Raw genomic sequence first — 15,998 nt, forward strand, 5'->3', positions numbered from 1 at the left:
GCCTAGACGAGGCTCACCCGCGCGCCAGGGCCTCCTCCACCAGGCCGGCGGCCCTCCACAGCGACTCAAGCTGCGGCAGCACATCCTCGCGCCTCCAGCCGGACAGTCCGCAGGCGGTGCCGAGCAGGAGGCCGTCGAGGCTGTCCACCTGGATCGCACGCAGCACACGGAGTGCTTCTCCGACCAGCTCGTCGACTCGCTGCGGCGCCCGCCCGGTGTCGACCACACCGAGGATGAGCCCGCGATCCTCGTCCCGCCACTGGGCCAGCTCGTCGAGCTCCACCAGCGCCGAGTCCACCGCGACCCCGGAGAATCCAGCCCGCCGCGACACCTCCAGCCAGCGCCCCGGCGCGCAGCAGTGCAGCCAGGCGCCGTCGGCCAACGGACTCAGCGCCCCCACCAGCTCGGGCATGTCCACGCGCCGATGCCGCGAGAATCCGCTCGCCGTCGGCACCCGGCCCTCGGAGACGGACATGAGCGCAGGCTCGTCGACCTGCAGCCACAGGGTGGCCACGGGAACCCGCCGCGACACCCCCGCCCGCAACCCAGCGACCCCTTCCGCCAGCGCCTGCGCCAGCTCTCGGCGGGCCCCGTAGTCGGCCAGCAGCCGGTCCCCCATGGTCCGTTCGACGGTGGACGCCAGCGTCCACGGCCCGGCCACGCCGACCTTCAGCACACCGTCGAAGCCCTGCAGCAGTTCCTCCGCGTCGTCGAGGTCCCTGCGCCACTGCGCGACTGCTCGGCGATGGTCGGCGCCCGAGTGGGGCGCGAGCCTCCATCCGGCCGGCTGGAGGTCGAAGCCCAGCCCCGTGACCAGCCCAAGCGCACGCCCGATCATGTCCGAGCCGACACCTCGACCCGGGAGCTCCGGAAACGGCAACACCTCTGGTAGCGCCTCGGCCATCGCCGACAACGCCCCCCGGAAGTCCGTGCCGGGCAAAGAGCCCGCGGCGGTGACGGGGATCATCGGGCGCCCGCGATGACGGCGCTGCCGACCACCCGGTCTCCGTCGTAGAGCACGACCGTCTGCCCCGGCGCCACCCCGTGCCCGGGCTCGTCCAGAGTCACCCTGACCCGGTCGGCGTCGGCCTCGACGGTGGCGTCCTGGGGCACGCCGTGCGCCCGGTACTGCGCCTGGCCGCGCCACGGGCCCACGACGGGCCGGCCGGTCCACGTGACCCGGATGCCGTCCACCTCGCGGACCGCCAGTTCCTCGCGGGCCCCGACCACGACGGTGCGGCTGGCCGGCTCGATGCTCAGCACATACCGTGGCTCCCCCGTTGCCGCGGGCACGCGCAGGTCCAGTCCCTTGCGCTGCCCGACCGTGTAGCGGTGCGTGCCTCGGTGCTCCCCCAGCACGGCGCCGTCGGCGTCGACGATGGGGCCGGGCGCGTCACCGAGGTAACGGGCAAGGAAGCCCTGGGTGTCGCCGTCGGCGATGAAGCAGATGTCGTGGCTGTCGGGCTTCTTCGCCACCCCGAACCCCAGCGCCGCCGCCTCCGCCCGCACCTGCGGCTTCTCGACATCGTGCAGCGGGAAGAGGCACCGCCGGAGCTGCTCCTGGGTGAGCATCCCCAGCACGTAGGACTGGTCCTTGGCCGCATCGGCCGCGCGGTGCAGGGACACCGACCCGTCTGGATGCCGGCGGAGGTCGGCGTAGTGCCCGGTGGCGACGGCGTCGAAGCCCAGCGCCACCCCGCGGTCCAGCACCGCCGCGAACTTGATCTTCTCGTTGCAGCGCAGGCAGGGATTGGGGGTGCGGCCGGCGCGGTACTCGTCGACGAAGTCCTCCACGACGGCCCGGTGGAACTCCTCGGCGAAGTCCCAGACGTAGAAGGGAATGTCGAGCTTGTCCGCCACCCTGCGTGCGTCATGCGAGTCCTCCAGCGAGCAGCAGCCACGCGCCCCGGAACGATACGAGGCGGGGTTCTGCGACAGAGCCAGGTGCACCCCGGTGACGTCGTGGCCCTCGGCGACGAGGCGTGCGGCGGCGACGGCGGAGTCAACCCCGCCGGACATGGCGACCAGTACCCGCACGCTGACTCCTCTGCTCGGCAGTGGGCAACTCTACCAAGCGGCGGCGGTTCCCATCCCACCCGCCGGTCGGGTGACCGACCGTGGACGCGATGCCGCACATGGCGGCTGACAAGGACACACGCTGAGGGAGCGCGCCCCGTCCCTGCGCTCGCCACACCTGACGAACGGACCTGGGCACCGTCGTCACTGCCTCGGCTCGCGTCACGGAAAATTGTCGGTGGGGTCGATTATCGTGGGGGCATGGTCAGCAGCCCGTCCGCTTCTCTGGTCCCCGTCACGGTGGCCGAGGGTTTCGCGGCGCTGGATCACGCGCATCAGCAGGTGGTCGCGGCGGAGACCGCGGAGGTGATCGCGATCGCGCACCTCACCGAGGCGTACCGGGTGGATCAGCACGCCGTCGCTGTCGGCATGGAGGATCTGATCACCCCGGGCGCGGACGGCACGCCGGAGATCGGCGAGTTCCTCGCCCTGGAAGTCGGCGCCCTGCTCGGCATCTCCCCAATGTCCGCCTTGGGCCGCATCGCCGATGTGCTCAACGTGCGGCACCGCCACCCTGCCTTATGGCACGCGGTCCTGGGCGGACGGGTCCGCTGGTGGCAGGCGGCCGATGTCGCCGGCCGCGCCGCCAGCCTGGGCGCCCAGGCCGTTTCGCTGCTGGACAGAAGACTCGCCCACGCGATGGCCCTGATGCCGTGGGCCCGCGTGCTGCGCCACCTCGACGGCTGGATCCTGGCTGCGGACCCGGACACCGCGGCCGCAGCCGAAGCACGGCACCGCCACCAGCGCAAGGTCGTCCTCAACCCCATCCGTGACGGACACATCGAGATCTGGGGCCGGCTCGCTCCCGCGGACGCGATCGCATTCGATCACGCCATCTCCGAGATCGCGCACCGGCTCCCCAGCCGCCTCACCCACGACGACGCAGCGGGCCTCTCTCCGGCTGAGCGGTCCAAGGCCGATTGGCACACGCGCCGGGCGGCGGCGGTGGGTGAGTTGTCGAGGCGGGCCTTCGGGCAGGACACGCTGCCCACCCATCAGTTGATCGTCCACATCACCGCAAACGACCCCTGGCTCGCCGGTGCCGGTGAGGCCGAACTCGTGTTGATGCCCGACGGTTCGGCCCGCGGGGTGGCCCGGGTCGAGGGCAGGGGTTGTATTCCCGTGGGACGGCTGCCGGAGTTGCTGGCGGACTCCCGTGTGATCGTGCGGCCCGTGCTGGACCCCTCATCAATCCCGCCGGTGGATCAGCATGATCCATCCGGCCTGATGCGCATGGCGGTTACCGTGCGCAACCCGGTTGATGTTTTCCCCTACGGCTCCGGGGCATCCAGAGCGTGCGACGTGGACCACACGCAGGCCTACCAGTCCACCGGCCGGCCGGGGCAGACGTCGATGGACAACCTCGGCCCGCTGTCGAGGTTCACGCACAGAGGAAAGACGCACGGCGGTTGGCGCCTGACCCAGCCGGAGTCGGGCGTGTTCCACTGGCGGTCGCCAGCCGGTTACGAGTACCTCGTCACCGCCCAGGGCACCATCAGGCTCCGTTCCCCCGTATCGTGGCCCAGCCCCGCCCGTCCGCCGAACCCGCCGCCCGATCCACCACCGGGCCATCCGGCCTGGGATGCGTACCCGGACCCCCACCTTGCGGCCTCACGGGACGTAGAGCTAGCTGCGCCGTAGCACGGTCACGATTGACGAGAAGTTGTCGGTCCACGCCACTCGTCGGTCGTCAATCGGCCGCCAGCCGTCGCGAGCCATCAGCTCATCGATCCTGGCACCCTCGGGCGACATCGCGATCCACTCGCTCGTAGTAGCTCCCGACTCCTCGTCGGCCTCACCTCGTCGGAGGGCAGCGCTCCACCCCAGCGTGTCCGCGCCAGCTCCGACAACGGGCTCGAGGTCGAAGACGCGGCTACTGACATGCACGAGGAGCAGTCCGTCGTCCCTCAAGATCCGTGCGTACGAGGCGAAGGCGTCCTGCGTCAGCAGGTGCACCGGGATGGCGTCGGAGGTGAAGGCGTCGAGAATCACCATGTCAAACGACGCGTCCGGCTGTTGCTCAAGACTCAGGCGGCCGTCGCCCACCACGAAGACCACCGAGGCGCCCGAGTCCGAGACGAAGGTGAACAGATCCGGATCGGACGCCACCTCGACGACGTCCGGGTCGATCTCGAAGAAGGTCAGCCTCTGACCAGGCTCCCCGTACGCCGCGAGGGTTCCCACGCCCAGGCCCACCGCGGCGATGTCTGTGGCCCCGCCCATCACCTCGTAAGCGTCACCGACCGGACCGGTGCGGGCGTAGTAGGTGGATGGCTCGGTTCTTCGCTCGTCCAACGCCTGACGCCCGTGCAAGGTGGTCCCGTGCGAGAAGAGGCGCCACCCGTCACGCTCCTTGACGGTGTAGGCGCCGTAGAAGGAGCGATCCCTGACGAGAGTGTCACCACCCGCCACCGAGGACGCGACCAGCAGCGCCATCCCTGCGGCCATCGTCGCGATCGGCCGCCGGCTGAAGAGCAGGCCCGCGGCTGTCCAGAGCAGCGGGACCAGCGCCACCAGCCACGGCTTCCAGGCGATGGCCGTTGCCCCCAGAGCCGAAATGAGCAGGAGCGCGGGGAAGGTTGCCCCGAACTCGAGGAAGTGCACGAAGGCCGGATGGTAGCGGCGTCGCAGCACCCCGAAGGACGGACGCGCCTGCGGCCGCCCGAGCAGGATGGCAGCGGCGAGAACCAGGGGGTACTCCCATACCCCGCTGAACAGCAGTGGAGCGATCACTCCGTTGAGGAGACCGCCGAGAGCGCCTCCCACGGCAACCACGATGTAGAAGTACGTGAGGTGGTCCGTCGACGGACGCCGTGCAGCCAGCAGCGCATGGGCGGTGAAGGCGACGACGATCAGGACCACCAGATCTGTCATCACGAGGAGCCAGATCGGAAGTCCGCCGCCAGAGGGAAACCACACCAGAAGCGCCACGACCGCCGCCGTGGTGGAGGCCAGCAGCCACCTTTGGCTGACCGCCCGCGACGACCTCGCGAAGGCGACGACGAACGTCGCGAGATAGATCGCCAGCGGCACCACCCACATCAGGGGGACCGCCGCCACATCGGTGGAGATGTGCGCGGTCACGCCCAGCATGAGGCTGGACGGCAGGAAGGCCAACCCGAGCCACATGAGCACCTCGCGCACGGGGATCCGCTCGCGCGAGCGCGGCGCAGCTGGTGCAGCCTCGGGAGCGACTGGTGTGCTTGACGACCGGGTCATCACTGCGACCACGCCGCAGCTCGCCATGAGCACCATGAAGACGCCATACCCGTACGACCACCCGAGCCGTTGCTGATCAACGGTCAGCATCGGCTCCACCACGAAGGGGTAGGCCAGCAGCCCGACGAAGCTGCCCAGGTTGCTGGTGGCGAACAGGAAGTAGGGATCCTCCGCCCGATGCCCGACCGTCCAGGAGTACCACCGTTGGAGCAGTGGGCCGGTGGTCGAGATCACCGCGAAGGGCAGGCCGATGGTCACAGCCAGGATCACCAGGAGCCGCAGCACGGGGGAGGCGTCAGCCAACCCGGCCCCGTCGGCGAGGGCCACCGGCAGCGCCATCAGGGGCAGCAGAAGGAGCCCGACGTGGAGCGCGGGCTGCAGACGGCGCCCGAGCCTCTCAGTGCTTAGATGCGAATACAGGTAGCCCAGCAGGAGTACAACCTGAAAGAACAGGCTGCTGGTGCTCCACACCGTCGCGGACCCGCCGAACTGCGGCAGCACCAGGCGCGCCACCATCGGCTGCACCACGAAGAGCAGAGAAGCCCCGACGAAAGACGTGGTAGCGAACAGTGCGGTGACCCACCATCGCCCACCGCTCGCGGGGGCCGCCGCGGCAGCCTGCGAGTCTCCCCGGGCCGAAGCGCCCGAAGTCATGACTTGCCATCTGTGACTGGTGCGCCGATCAGCGATCGGAGGGCCTCGAGGGCGCCATCGGGATAGAGAGGGAGGCCGTCCCCCAGACTGTCCACCCGGTGCCAGGCCACGGTGCTCTCGTCATCGATGACGCGCACACGGGTGTCCAGGGGCCATGCGTCCAGGTCGGCGCACTCGACCGCGAAGATGTGGACGATCTCGTGGCCCGCCCTCCCGAGGAACGTGAAGAGGTTCTCCGTCACGACGAGCAGCCGCTCGCCGGTCACCACGACGCCGAGTTCCTCCAGGTACTCGCGACGCAGCGCCTCGGCGGCGCGCTCCCCGAACTCGATCCCCCCGCCGATCGCCCGCACGAACGGCGGCTCATCGTGCGCGCCCCCGAATTCCTGCACCAGCACGTGGCCGTCGAGGACCGGAAGCCCGACGGCGAGGTTACGAATGTGCGGACCTGACTCCCCCATACGGGGAGAGTAGACCGGAAACGGATCCCTCGCGACGGCGGTCCGCGAGGGACGCGGACCTGCCGGGTCCGCTACCAGCCCATCGCCGTGATCACGGACTGGAAGAGGGCCACCACCCGGGTTCCCAGGAGCGTGACAGTCGTCACGATGACCGCGGCGATGAGGCTGGCCATGATGGCGTACTCGACCGCGGTGGCCCCGCGTTCGGAGGAGTCGCGCAGCGATACGGACTTCGCCGGTTCGGCGGCGTCAGCCTCCTCGTCGATCACACCTGGCCCCCTGCCCTACGCCCCCGTCGAGTCGTTCCGGGAAGTCTAGCCTCCGAACCCTCGGTCACGGCCGATTGGCCGCCCCGCGAGAGCGACGGGTTGCTGCATGCGAGGGTGGGGGACGGTAGGGCGGCTCGGCGCAGGGATGCCCAGCCTGAGGGGCACCCGAAGGAACCCGCCTGAGCAGACTCACGGCAGGGCCGCCCTGCCGGCGCGCACCCGGACCCGGCCACGCCACAGGTGAACGAGTGCAGGGAGTCGTGGGACGAGGCACGGGCGGCCTCAACGACCCGAGCCCGGTTCAACATGCGCCGCCGAAGCAGACGGCGTGCACGGGCCGCCCGTGCCTCGTGTCAGGGCTCCCGGCACCTGGGCGGGGCCAGGGTCGGGACTCCTGGCAGGCGCGAGATGGCTTCGACACGCGCTGCGCCGCAAGCGGCTTGGCGCGGCTCACCCAACGGGGGTCGCGACTCACCCAGCGGGGCCGCGGGCGAGAGATGGCTTCGACACGCGCGGCGCCGCATGCGGCTTGGCGCGGCTCACCCAACGGGGGTCGCGGCTCACCCAACGCGGGTCGCGGCTCGCCCGGCGAAATGGTCAGAAGGCGGAGCGTGCGACACCCAACGCCTCGGGGAGCACCGCGACCAACCTGTCCACGTCGGAGTCGGTCGTTGTCCAGCCCAGCGAGAAGCGCAGCGACTGCGTCGCCTCGTCGGGCGTCCTACCCATGGCCAGCAGCACCTCGCTCGGCTGATGCACCCCGGCGCGACACGCGCTGCCCACCGACGCCGCGATCCCCCGCTGGTCGAGCAGGAACAGCAGGTCGTCGGCGCGCACCCCGTCGAACGTCACGTTGACGATGTGCGGCGCGCCCCCAGGTAGGGCTCCACTCGGCACGCCCGTTCCAGCCGGTCGAGGCCAGCTGTTCAACCGGCCGCCCACAGCCACGCACGCCTCAGCCACCCGATCACGCAGGCCGGAAACCCGCGACACCTCCGCCTCCAACTCCCCCACCGCGACACTCGCCGCCCGCGCGAACGCCGCCGCCAGCGCCACCGGCTGGGTGCCGGAGCGCACCTCGCGCTCCTGCCCGCCGCCCAGCCCCACCGCCGACGGCGACACCTCCCGCCGCGCCAGCAGCGCGCCGATCCCCGCGGGGCCGCCCACCTTGTGCGCCGACAGGCTCATCAGGTCCAGCCCGCTCGCGGCGAAGTCCACCGCCAGGTGCCCGAGGGCCTGCACGGCGTCGGAGTGCACCCACGCGCCCACCGCCCCGCCCAGCTCCCGCACCGCCGCCACCGGCTGCACCACGCCGGTCTCGTTGTTCACCGCCATCACGGACACGACGGCGACGGACGCGTCCAGCAGACCCTCCAGCGCCGTCAGGTCGACGACGCCGTCGCGCGTCACCGGCACCACCTCCGCCCCCCGCGACACCGCACCCTTCACCGCCGGGTGCTCCACCGCCGAGACCAGGCATCGCCCCCGGCCACGGGCCCGGCCGGCCTCCCAGCCGCCCAGCACCGCGATGCTGTCGGCCTCCGACCCACCCGAGGTGAAGATCACCTCCGACGCGCTCGCCCCGACGGCGGCCGCCAGCTCCTCGCGCGCCTCCTCCAACCGCCGCCGGGCGCGCTGGCCCGGGCGATGGAGCGACGAGGCGTTGCCCACAAGGCCCGACGCCGACACGAAGGCCTCCAGCGCCTCCGGACGCAGCGGCGTCGTGGCGGCGTGGTCCAGGTAGACCGGATCCATCACACCACCACCCTCACGGCCAACAGATCACGACGGCGGACAACGCCGCGCGCGGTCCCTGACGCATCCATGCTAGCCAGCCCCCGCCCGCGGCAAACACCCCAGCGAAGTGGAGTTTGGACCAGAAAGTGGCACAATGGGGCGCCGCCGAAAAAACGATACCGCCGAAAGCAGACGATGACCCCGCTGACCATGCCTGATACGAGCGTCCTCGGCGCCCGGATCACTCCCAACGGCGTCCGCTTCGGCCTCTGGGCCCCGCGCGCCACCGGGGTGGAGCTGGCCCTCATCGATCCGCTCAACCAGCAGCACAACATCGAGATGCGCCGCGACGAGCACGGCATCTGGACCGTGGAGGTGCCAGGCATCGGCGCCGAGCAGCATTACGGGTTCCGCGTGCACGGCCCGTGGGACCCGTCGTCGGGAAGCCGCTTCAACCCGGCCCGGCTCCTGCTGGACCCGTACGCCCGCGCCATCAGCGGTGGGGTGGACTTCCGCGGCCCCATCCTCGATCACATCCCCGGCAACCCGTTCAGCATCTCCCCGCGGGACTCGTTCGGTGCCGTCCCGCTCAGCGTCGTGGTCGCGGACAGCCCGCCCCCCAGGCCCATCGCGGCCCGCAGGCCCATGTCGGAGACCATCATCTACGAGGCGCACCTGCGCGGCTTCACCAAGCTGCACCCTCAGGTCCCCGAGCATCTCCGCGGTTCGTACCTGGCGCTCGCGGACCCCGCGGTCCTGGAGTACCTGACCGGCCTCGGGATCACCGCCGTCGAGCTGCTGCCGGTGCAGCACTTCGTGTCGGAGCCATTCGTCGCCACGAAGGGGCTGCGCAACTACTGGGGCTACAACACCCTGGGCTTCTTCGCCCCGCACGCCTACTACGCCACGCGCGGCACCGTCGGCAACCAGGTGGCGGACTTCAAGCAGATGGTCACCGCGCTGCACGATGCGGGCATCGAGGTGATCCTCGACGTGGTCTACAACCACACCGGCGAGGGCGGCCACGAGGGGCCCACGCTGTCGATGCGCGGCCTGGACCACGACGCCTACTACCGCCTCACCAACGACCGCCGCGACGACTACGACGTCACGGGCTGCGGCAACTCCGTCAACACCTCGCACCCCATGGTGCTGCAGCTGGTGCTGGACTCCATGCGCTACTGGGTCACCGAGATGGGCGTGGACGGCTTCCGCTTCGACCTGGCCACCACGCTGATCCGCGACGAGCAGCACCACGTGGACCACAACCACGCCTTCAAGCGCCTCGTCGAGTCGGACCCCGCGTTCGAGGGCGTGAAGATGATCGCCGAGCCGTGGGACATCGGCCCCTACGGCTACCAGGTGGGCGCCTGGGGCGCCGGCTGGTACGAGTGGAACGACCGGTTCCGCGACCACATCCGCGACTACTGGCGCGGCGCGGTCCACGGCGTGCAGGAGCTGGCCACCCGGCTGGCGGGCTCGCCCGACATCTTCGACGCGCCCGGCCGCTCGCCGCAGTCGAGCATCAACTTCGTCACCGCGCACGACGGCTTCACGCTCAGAGACCTGGTCAGCTACGACGTCAAGCACAACCTGGACAACGGCGAGGCCAACCGCGACGGCTCGGACAACAACCGCTCCTGGAACCACGGCTGGGAGGGCGAGACGGAGGACCCGGAGATCAACGCGCTCCGCCGCCGGCAGGTGCTCAACCTGATGGCCACCCAGCTTCTCGCCGCCGGCACCCCGATGATCACGGCGGGCGACGAGTTCGGGCGCACCCAGAAGGGCAACAACAACGCCTACTGCCAGGACTCCCCGCTGTCCTGGGTGGCGTGGGACATCCCGTTCGAGTGGCTCGAGGTGCAGAGCCGGATCGCCAAGCTCATCAAGCTGCGCCAGTCGCACGCGGTGCTGCGCCCAACCGACTTCGCCTACCACACCGAGATCATCAACGAGCACTCCGAGAACCTGCAGCGCGTGGACCTCACGTGGATGGACGGGCAGTTCGGCGAGATGAGCCACGACGCCTGGCACGACGGTGGCCGCCGCCTCCTGGGGATGTACGTCTCCGACGAGAAGGAGGCGTTCCTCACCTGGTTCAACTCGGGCGCGGAGCCGCATCCGTTGACCCTGCCCACTCTGCCGTGGGGCTACGGCTTCGAGATCGTGTGGCACAGCGCGGACGCCGACGAGGTGCCCGACGGCGTCCTCCCGGCCCTCGCCGAGATGACGATGCCGGCCCGGTCCGTCGTCGTGATGCGGGTCCAGGTGCCCACCAGCACCCGCGAACTGCTGGCCCTCCAGGCGGAGGCAGAACCCTCCTCCTTGGATCTGCTGTCCTGAACCGCGCAGGCGGAGCGCATGCACGGCTAGGCTGACGCACGTGAGTGTCGAGTTCCCAGCCATGTCCCTCAAGCGCATCGTCCGCACCGACGGCGGCCTCGGCCGCATCCCGGTGACCGGCGTGACCCCCGTGATCGAGTGCGGGGCCTACCCCGTCAAGGCCGTCGTCCACGAGCGGATCCTGATCCAGGCCAACGTGTTCCGCGAGGGCCACGACTCGGTCAACGCGTCCGTGATCCTGACCTCCCCCGGCGGCACGCAGCGCCGCATCGACATGAAGCAGGTCGAGCCCAAGGGCCTCGACATCTGGCAGGCGTACGTGCGCATGGCGGCCGAGGGCGACTGGACCTACCGCATCGAGGGCTGGAGCGACCCGTGGGGCACGTGGCGCCACCACGCCGAGGCCAAGCTGCCGGTCCGCGTGGACGTGGAGCTGGTCTGCCTCGAGGGCCGCGACCTCCTCACCCGCTCGGCCCAGCAGGCCGAGGCCATGCGCGTCCCGGGCGCGGCCAGCCTGCTGCGCGGGGCCGCCGAGTCGCTGACGCCCGAGGCGGACGTCGAGGAGATCCTCGAGCTCATCACCTCTGCCCCCATCACCCGCGCCATGGCGCGCTTCGGCCCCCGTGAGCTGATCTCCCCCACCGCCGAGTTCCCCATCCGCGTGGAGCGCCGGCGCGCGCTGTACTCGTCGTGGTACGAGTTCTTCCCGCGCTCCCAGGGCGCGTGGCAGGACCACGACGGCCACTGGCACTCGGGCACCTTCAACTCCTCCCACGAGCGCCTCGAGGCGGCCGCGGCCATGGGCTTCAACGTGATCTACCTGCCGCCCATCCACCCCATCGGCCAGGCCTACCGCAAGGGGCGCAACAACACCCTGAACCCCGGCCCTGAGGACCCCGGATCGCCGTGGGCCATCGGGTCGCCGGCCGGCGGCCACGACGCGATCCACCCGGACCTCGGAGACTTCGACGACTTCGACCACTTCGTCGCGAAGGCCCGCTCGCTCGGGCTCGAGATCGCGCTGGACCTGGCCCTGCAGGCCTCCCCGGACCACCCGTGGGTGGTGGAGCACCCCGAGTGGTTCTCCACCCGCCTCGACGGCACCATCGCCTACGCGGAGAACCCGCCGAAGAAGTACCAGGACATCTACCCGATCAACTTCGACAACGACCCCGTCGGCATCTACCACGAGGTCCTGCGTATCGTGCGCTTCTGGATCGACCACGGGGTCTCGATCTTCCGGGTCGACAACCCGCACACCAAGCCGGTGGAGTTCTGGGACTGGCTCATGGAGCGCGTGCACGAGACCAACCCGGAGGTCATCTTCCTGGCCGAGGCGTTCACCAGGCCCCAGATGATGGCGGCTCTGGGGAAGGTGGGGTTCCAGCAGAGCTACACCTACTTCACGTGGCGCAACGTCAAGTGGGAGCTCACCGAGTACCTCACCGAGCTCTCGCAGGAGATGGCCACCTACTACCGGCCCAACTTCTTCGTCAACACCCCGGACATCAACCCGTTCTTCCTGCAGTCCGGCAACCCGGCCGCGTTCTCGATCCGCGCCATCCTGGCCGCCACCATGTCGCCGACGTGGGGCGTCTACTCGGGCTTCGAGCTCTTCGAGCACGCCGCCCTGGCCCCCGGCAAGGAGGAGTACCTGGACTCGGAGAAGTTCGAGTACCGGCCGCGGGACTTCAACGCTCAGCCCAACCTCAACATGCTCATGGGCAAGCTCAACCAGATCCGCGAGGCGCACCCCGCGCTGCAGCAGCTCCGCGACATCCACTTCCACCACGCGCCGCACGACTCGGTGATCGTGTTCTCCAAGTCCGACGGCGACGACACGGTCCTGGTGATCTGCTCGCTGGACCCGGACAACACGGTGTCCTCCGACGTGATGCTGGACTTCGCGGCCCTCGGCGCGCACGGCGCCGAGTCCATCCGCGTCGTCGACGAGCTGACCAACGAGGAGTACGTGTGGGGTGAGCGGTCCTGGGTGCGCCTGTGGCCCGGGAAGCCCGCGCACATCTTCCACGTGGCGGCCCAGTGAGCGAGGGCGGGGCCCTCCTCCAGCAGCTCTGGGACCTGGCGCTCTCGTCGCGCTGGTTCTCCGGGCGCAGCGGGCGGCCGGTGGACGTCGAGCTCGGCCCATGGGCCGGGCCCACGCTGAGGCCGGCGGTCCTCGTCGTCGAGTTCGACGACGGGCACCGCGAGCGCTTCCACGTGCCGCTCCTCTACCGCGACGGCGCCCCCACGGACGCCTGCGACGAGGGCGGCGTGCTGCTGCGGGCCCTCCACGACGACGCCCCCGGCTTCGAGCGGTACCGCGCCGTGGCGCCGAACCTGCCGGCCCGCCGCTACGCCGGCGAGCAGTCCAACACGTCGGTGTTCTTCGGCGACGAGCTTCTGGTGAAGGTGTTCCGCCGCCTGGAGCCGGGCCGCTCGGTGGACGTCGAGCTCCACGCGGCCCTGGCCGGCTCCGGAACGGTGGCCGAGCTCTACGGGGCGTGGACGTGGGACGGCACGGACCTGGCGGTGTTCCTCGAGGCCCTCCCGGACCCCACCGACGGCTACGTCCTGGCGTGCGAGCACGCCGCGGAGGGGCGCAGCTTCACCGAACACGCCCACGCGCTCGGCGAGGCGCTGGCCACCGTGCACCGGGTCCTGGCCGAGCGGTTGGCCACCGGCACCGTCGACGGCGCGCGCCTCGCAGCAGAGTGCCGGGCGCGGTTCTCCGCCGTCGCCGACGAGGTCCCCGAGGTGGCCCGTTACCGGGACGCGGCCGAGGCCGTGTTCGCCGCCGTCGAGGACCGGAAGCTGCCCGCGCAGCGCGTGCACGGCGACTGCCACCTCGGCCAGGTGCTCCTCAGCGAGGGACGCTGGCGCTACGTCGACTTCGAGGGCGAGCCGCTCAAGTCCATGGCCGAGCGGCGGCTCCCGGACTCGCCGCTGCGCGACGTCGCCGGGATGCTGCGCTCCTTCGCCTACGCGCAGGCTGCCGGCGGCGCCTCGGACGAGTGGCTCCAGCAGTGCAGGGACGCGTTCCTCAAGGGCTACGGTCTCGACGCGGAGGCGGGTGATCCTGTGCTGACCGCATACGAGACCGACAAGGCCGGATACGAGGCCGTCTACGAGGCCCGCTTCCGCCCCCACCTGCTCCAGGTGCCGCTGCACTACCTGGACTCGCTGATAACGATCGCATAACCCCGGCTGCGGAATCCCCGCAGTGCGTCGTCCGTCCCCCCGTGACGGCGCCCGGCACGCTAGATTGTCGCGCAGAAGACAACGCTTCGAAGGAGTCAGGAAATGGCGCACGACCGCTTCGGTGGATTGACCGGTTGGGACTTCGAAGGGTTCCACGGTGGTGGAGACACCGAATTGTGGAAGCGCCTCGGCAGCGAGGTGGTGACCGTCGAGGACGACGAGCGCGGCTCCGTCACCGGCGTGCGCTTCGCCCTCTGGGCGCCCAACGCCAAGTCTGTCTCCATCATCGGAGACTTCAACTGGTGGACCGGAGACCCCATGGAGCTGATCCCCGGCTCCGGCGTGTGGGGAGCGTTCATCGAGGGCCTCGACGAGGGCACGCTGTACAAGTTCCGCATCGAGACCCAGGACGGCTCCTGGATCGAGAAGGTGGATCCGATGGCGAAGTTCAGCGAGCAGGCTCCGGCCAACGCCTCGATCGTCTACCGGTCCCGCTACGTCTGGTCGGACGACGAGTGGATCGCCAAGCGCCGCGCCTCCCAGGCCCACGCCGAGCCCATGAGCGTCTACGAGGTGCACTTGGGCGGCTGGCGCAAGGGCAAGAGCTACCTGGACCTGGCCGAGGAACTGGTCTCCTACGTGAAGTGGCAGGGCTACACCCACGTGGAGTTCATGCCCGTGTCGGAGCACCCGTTCGAGCCCAGCTGGGGCTACCAGGTCTCCGGCTACTTCTCCCCCACGTCCAGGTTCGGGAAGCCCGATGACCTGCGCTACCTGATCGACCGCCTGCACCAGGCCGGCATCGGCGTGATCATGGACTGGGTGCCCGGCCACTTCCCCAAGGACGACTGGGCGCTGGGCCGCTTCGACGGCACCGCCCTGTACGAGCACGCGGACCCGCGCCAGGGCGAGCACCAGGACTGGGGCACCTACATCTTCAACTACGGCCGCAACGAGGTGAAGAGCTTCCTCGTGTCGAACGCGCTGTACTGGATCCAGGAGTTCCACATCGACGGCCTCCGGGTGGACGCCGTCGCCTCCATGCTCTACCTCGACTACTCGCGCGAGGAGGGCCAGTGGGTGCCCAACCAGTACGGCGGCCGCGAGAACCTCGAGGCGATCGACTTCCTGCGCTACTGCAACCGGCACCTGTACGAGCGTGAGCCCGGCGTGCTCATGATCGCCGAGGAGTCCACCAGCTTCGGCGGCGTCACCAAGCCCGTCCACGAGGGCGGCCTCGGCTTCGGCTTCAAGTGGAACATGGGCTGGATGAACGACACGCTGCGCTACCTGCAGCTGGACCCGGTCTACCGCCAGTACGAGCACAACCTGCTCACGTTCGCCATGGTCTACGCCTACTCGGAGAACTTCGTGCTGCCCATCAGCCACGACGAGGTGGTCCACGGCAAGGGCTCCATGATCAACAAGGTCCCCCAGGACGACTGGCGCAAGTTCGCCACCCTGCGCGCCTACTACTCGTTCATGTGGAGCTTCCCCGGCAAGCAGCTGATCTTCATGGGCTGCGAGTTCGGTCAGCGGCCGGAGTTCAACGAGTCTGTGTCCCTGGAGTGGTGGGTCAGCGAGCTGTGGGGCCACGGCGGCCTGCAGCGCCTCTTCCGCGACCTCAACAACCTGTACAAGAGCAACCGCCCGCTGTACGAGCTGGACAACTCGCCCAAGGGCTTCAGCTGGATCAACGCCGACGACGCCGGCCACAACGCCATCTCGTGGGTCCGCCACGACGAGGACTACAACCACATCGCGTGCGTGACCAACTTCTCCCCCGAGCCGCTGCGGGACTATGAGATCGGCCTTCCGGCGGCCGGCCCGTGGGAGGAGATCCTCAACACGGACTCCCCCATCTACGACGGCTCCGGCGAGTTCGGCAACCTCGGAGAGGTCACCGCGCACGAGGAGCCCTGGGGCCACTTCCCGGCGCGCGCCCGCGTGACGGTGCCCCCGCTCGGCTCCATCTGGCTGCGCCGCCTGGCGGACTGACCCCGCACCCGGGTCGTCCGTCGCCCCGCCCACCGGG

At 70.1% G+C, this 15,998-nt stretch carries 11 protein-coding genes; 5 read left to right on the plus strand and 6 right to left on the minus strand.

Annotation, left to right across the window (positions count from 1 at the left end; genetic code table 11):
- Nucleotides 1-13 precede the first annotated feature (13 nt).
- On the minus strand, nucleotides 14-967 hold the full coding sequence (locus tag ACZK5D_RS05840; RefSeq protein WP_463664618.1) for a uroporphyrinogen decarboxylase/cobalamine-independent methonine synthase family protein: 954 nt from the start codon (nucleotides 965-967) through the stop codon (nucleotides 14-16).
- Nucleotides 964-2,037 (minus strand): tRNA 2-thiouridine(34) synthase MnmA, encoded by a 1,074-nt coding sequence (gene mnmA, locus ACZK5D_RS05845; protein WP_463664619.1) that lies wholly within the window; start codon nucleotides 2,035-2,037, stop codon nucleotides 964-966. Before mnmA ends, ACZK5D_RS05840 begins: the two co-directional genes overlap by 4 nt.
- 240 nt (nucleotides 2,038-2,277) lie before the next feature.
- Here mnmA and ACZK5D_RS05850 point away from each other — a divergent pair, with 240 nt between their 5' ends.
- Entirely contained in the window at nucleotides 2,278-3,717 is a 1,440-nt protein-coding gene (locus ACZK5D_RS05850; protein WP_463664620.1) for a DUF222 domain-containing protein, read from the plus strand.
- Here the strand turns inward: ACZK5D_RS05850 and ACZK5D_RS05855 are convergent.
- The 4 genes from ACZK5D_RS05855 to ACZK5D_RS05870 form a co-directional block, all read right to left on the minus strand.
- Nucleotides 3,703-5,949: a spermidine synthase gene (locus tag ACZK5D_RS05855; protein WP_463664621.1), complete on the minus strand. Its 2,247-nt coding sequence runs from the start codon at nucleotides 5,947-5,949 to the stop codon at nucleotides 3,703-3,705. The genes ACZK5D_RS05850 and ACZK5D_RS05855 overlap by 15 nt on opposite strands.
- The gene (locus ACZK5D_RS05860; protein WP_463664622.1) at nucleotides 5,946-6,410 is read right to left on the minus strand and encodes an NUDIX domain-containing protein; all 465 of its coding nucleotides are present in this window, start codon (nucleotides 6,408-6,410) and stop codon (nucleotides 5,946-5,948) included. The genes ACZK5D_RS05855 and ACZK5D_RS05860 overlap by 4 nt, the downstream gene beginning before the upstream one ends.
- A gap of 71 nt (nucleotides 6,411-6,481) precedes the next feature.
- Complete coding sequence (locus ACZK5D_RS05865; RefSeq protein WP_463664623.1) at nucleotides 6,482-6,679, minus strand: Flp family type IVb pilin; 198 nt, start codon at nucleotides 6,677-6,679, stop codon at nucleotides 6,482-6,484.
- A gap of 597 nt (nucleotides 6,680-7,276) precedes the next feature.
- Nucleotides 7,277-8,434, minus strand: coding sequence for a cysteine desulfurase family protein (locus tag ACZK5D_RS05870; RefSeq protein ID WP_463664624.1), 1,158 nt, complete (start codon nucleotides 8,432-8,434; stop codon nucleotides 7,277-7,279).
- 192 nt (nucleotides 8,435-8,626) lie between these two features.
- Here ACZK5D_RS05870 and glgX point away from each other — a divergent pair, with 192 nt between their 5' ends.
- The 4 genes from glgX to glgB all read left to right on the plus strand — a co-directional run bounded on the left by glgX (nucleotide 8,627) and on the right by glgB (nucleotide 15,961).
- Nucleotides 8,627-10,762 (plus strand): glycogen debranching protein GlgX, encoded by a 2,136-nt coding sequence (gene glgX / locus ACZK5D_RS05875; RefSeq protein WP_463664625.1) that lies wholly within the window; start codon nucleotides 8,627-8,629, stop codon nucleotides 10,760-10,762.
- A gap of 61 nt (nucleotides 10,763-10,823) precedes the next feature.
- Complete coding sequence (locus tag ACZK5D_RS05880) at nucleotides 10,824-12,809, plus strand: alpha-1,4-glucan--maltose-1-phosphate maltosyltransferase (protein WP_458996530.1); 1,986 nt, start codon at nucleotides 10,824-10,826, stop codon at nucleotides 12,807-12,809.
- Complete coding sequence (locus ACZK5D_RS05885; protein WP_463664626.1) at nucleotides 12,806-13,963, plus strand: phosphotransferase; 1,158 nt, start codon at nucleotides 12,806-12,808, stop codon at nucleotides 13,961-13,963. Before ACZK5D_RS05880 ends, ACZK5D_RS05885 begins: the two co-directional genes overlap by 4 nt.
- Before the next feature lie 102 nt (nucleotides 13,964-14,065).
- Complete coding sequence (glgB, locus tag ACZK5D_RS05890; protein ID WP_458993862.1) at nucleotides 14,066-15,961, plus strand: 1,4-alpha-glucan branching protein GlgB; 1,896 nt, start codon at nucleotides 14,066-14,068, stop codon at nucleotides 15,959-15,961.
- Nucleotides 15,962-15,998: the final 37 nt, after the last annotated feature.

The organism is Tessaracoccus yangjingae, from assembly GCF_055326235.1.

Excerpts from the sequence above, each read along its gene's own strand:
- ACZK5D_RS05840 (WP_463664618.1), bottom strand. The coding sequence starts at position 967 with ATGATCCCCGTCACCGCCGCGGGCTCTTTGCCCGGCACGGACTTCCGG.
- ACZK5D_RS05850 (WP_463664620.1), top strand. The coding sequence starts at position 2,278 with ATGGTCAGCAGCCCGTCCGCTTCTCTGGTCCCCGTCACGGTGGCCGAG.
- ACZK5D_RS05855 (WP_463664621.1), bottom strand. The coding sequence starts at position 5,949 with ATGACTTCGGGCGCTTCGGCCCGGGGAGACTCGCAGGCTGCCGCGGCG.
- ACZK5D_RS05860 (WP_463664622.1), bottom strand. The coding sequence starts at position 6,410 with ATGGGGGAGTCAGGTCCGCACATTCGTAACCTCGCCGTCGGGCTTCCG.
- ACZK5D_RS05870 (WP_463664624.1), bottom strand. The coding sequence starts at position 8,434 with ATGGATCCGGTCTACCTGGACCACGCCGCCACGACGCCGCTGCGTCCG.
- glgX (WP_463664625.1), top strand. The coding sequence starts at position 8,627 with ATGCCTGATACGAGCGTCCTCGGCGCCCGGATCACTCCCAACGGCGTC.
- ACZK5D_RS05880 (WP_458996530.1), top strand. The coding sequence starts at position 10,824 with ATGTCCCTCAAGCGCATCGTCCGCACCGACGGCGGCCTCGGCCGCATC.
- glgB (WP_458993862.1), top strand. The coding sequence starts at position 14,066 with ATGGCGCACGACCGCTTCGGTGGATTGACCGGTTGGGACTTCGAAGGG.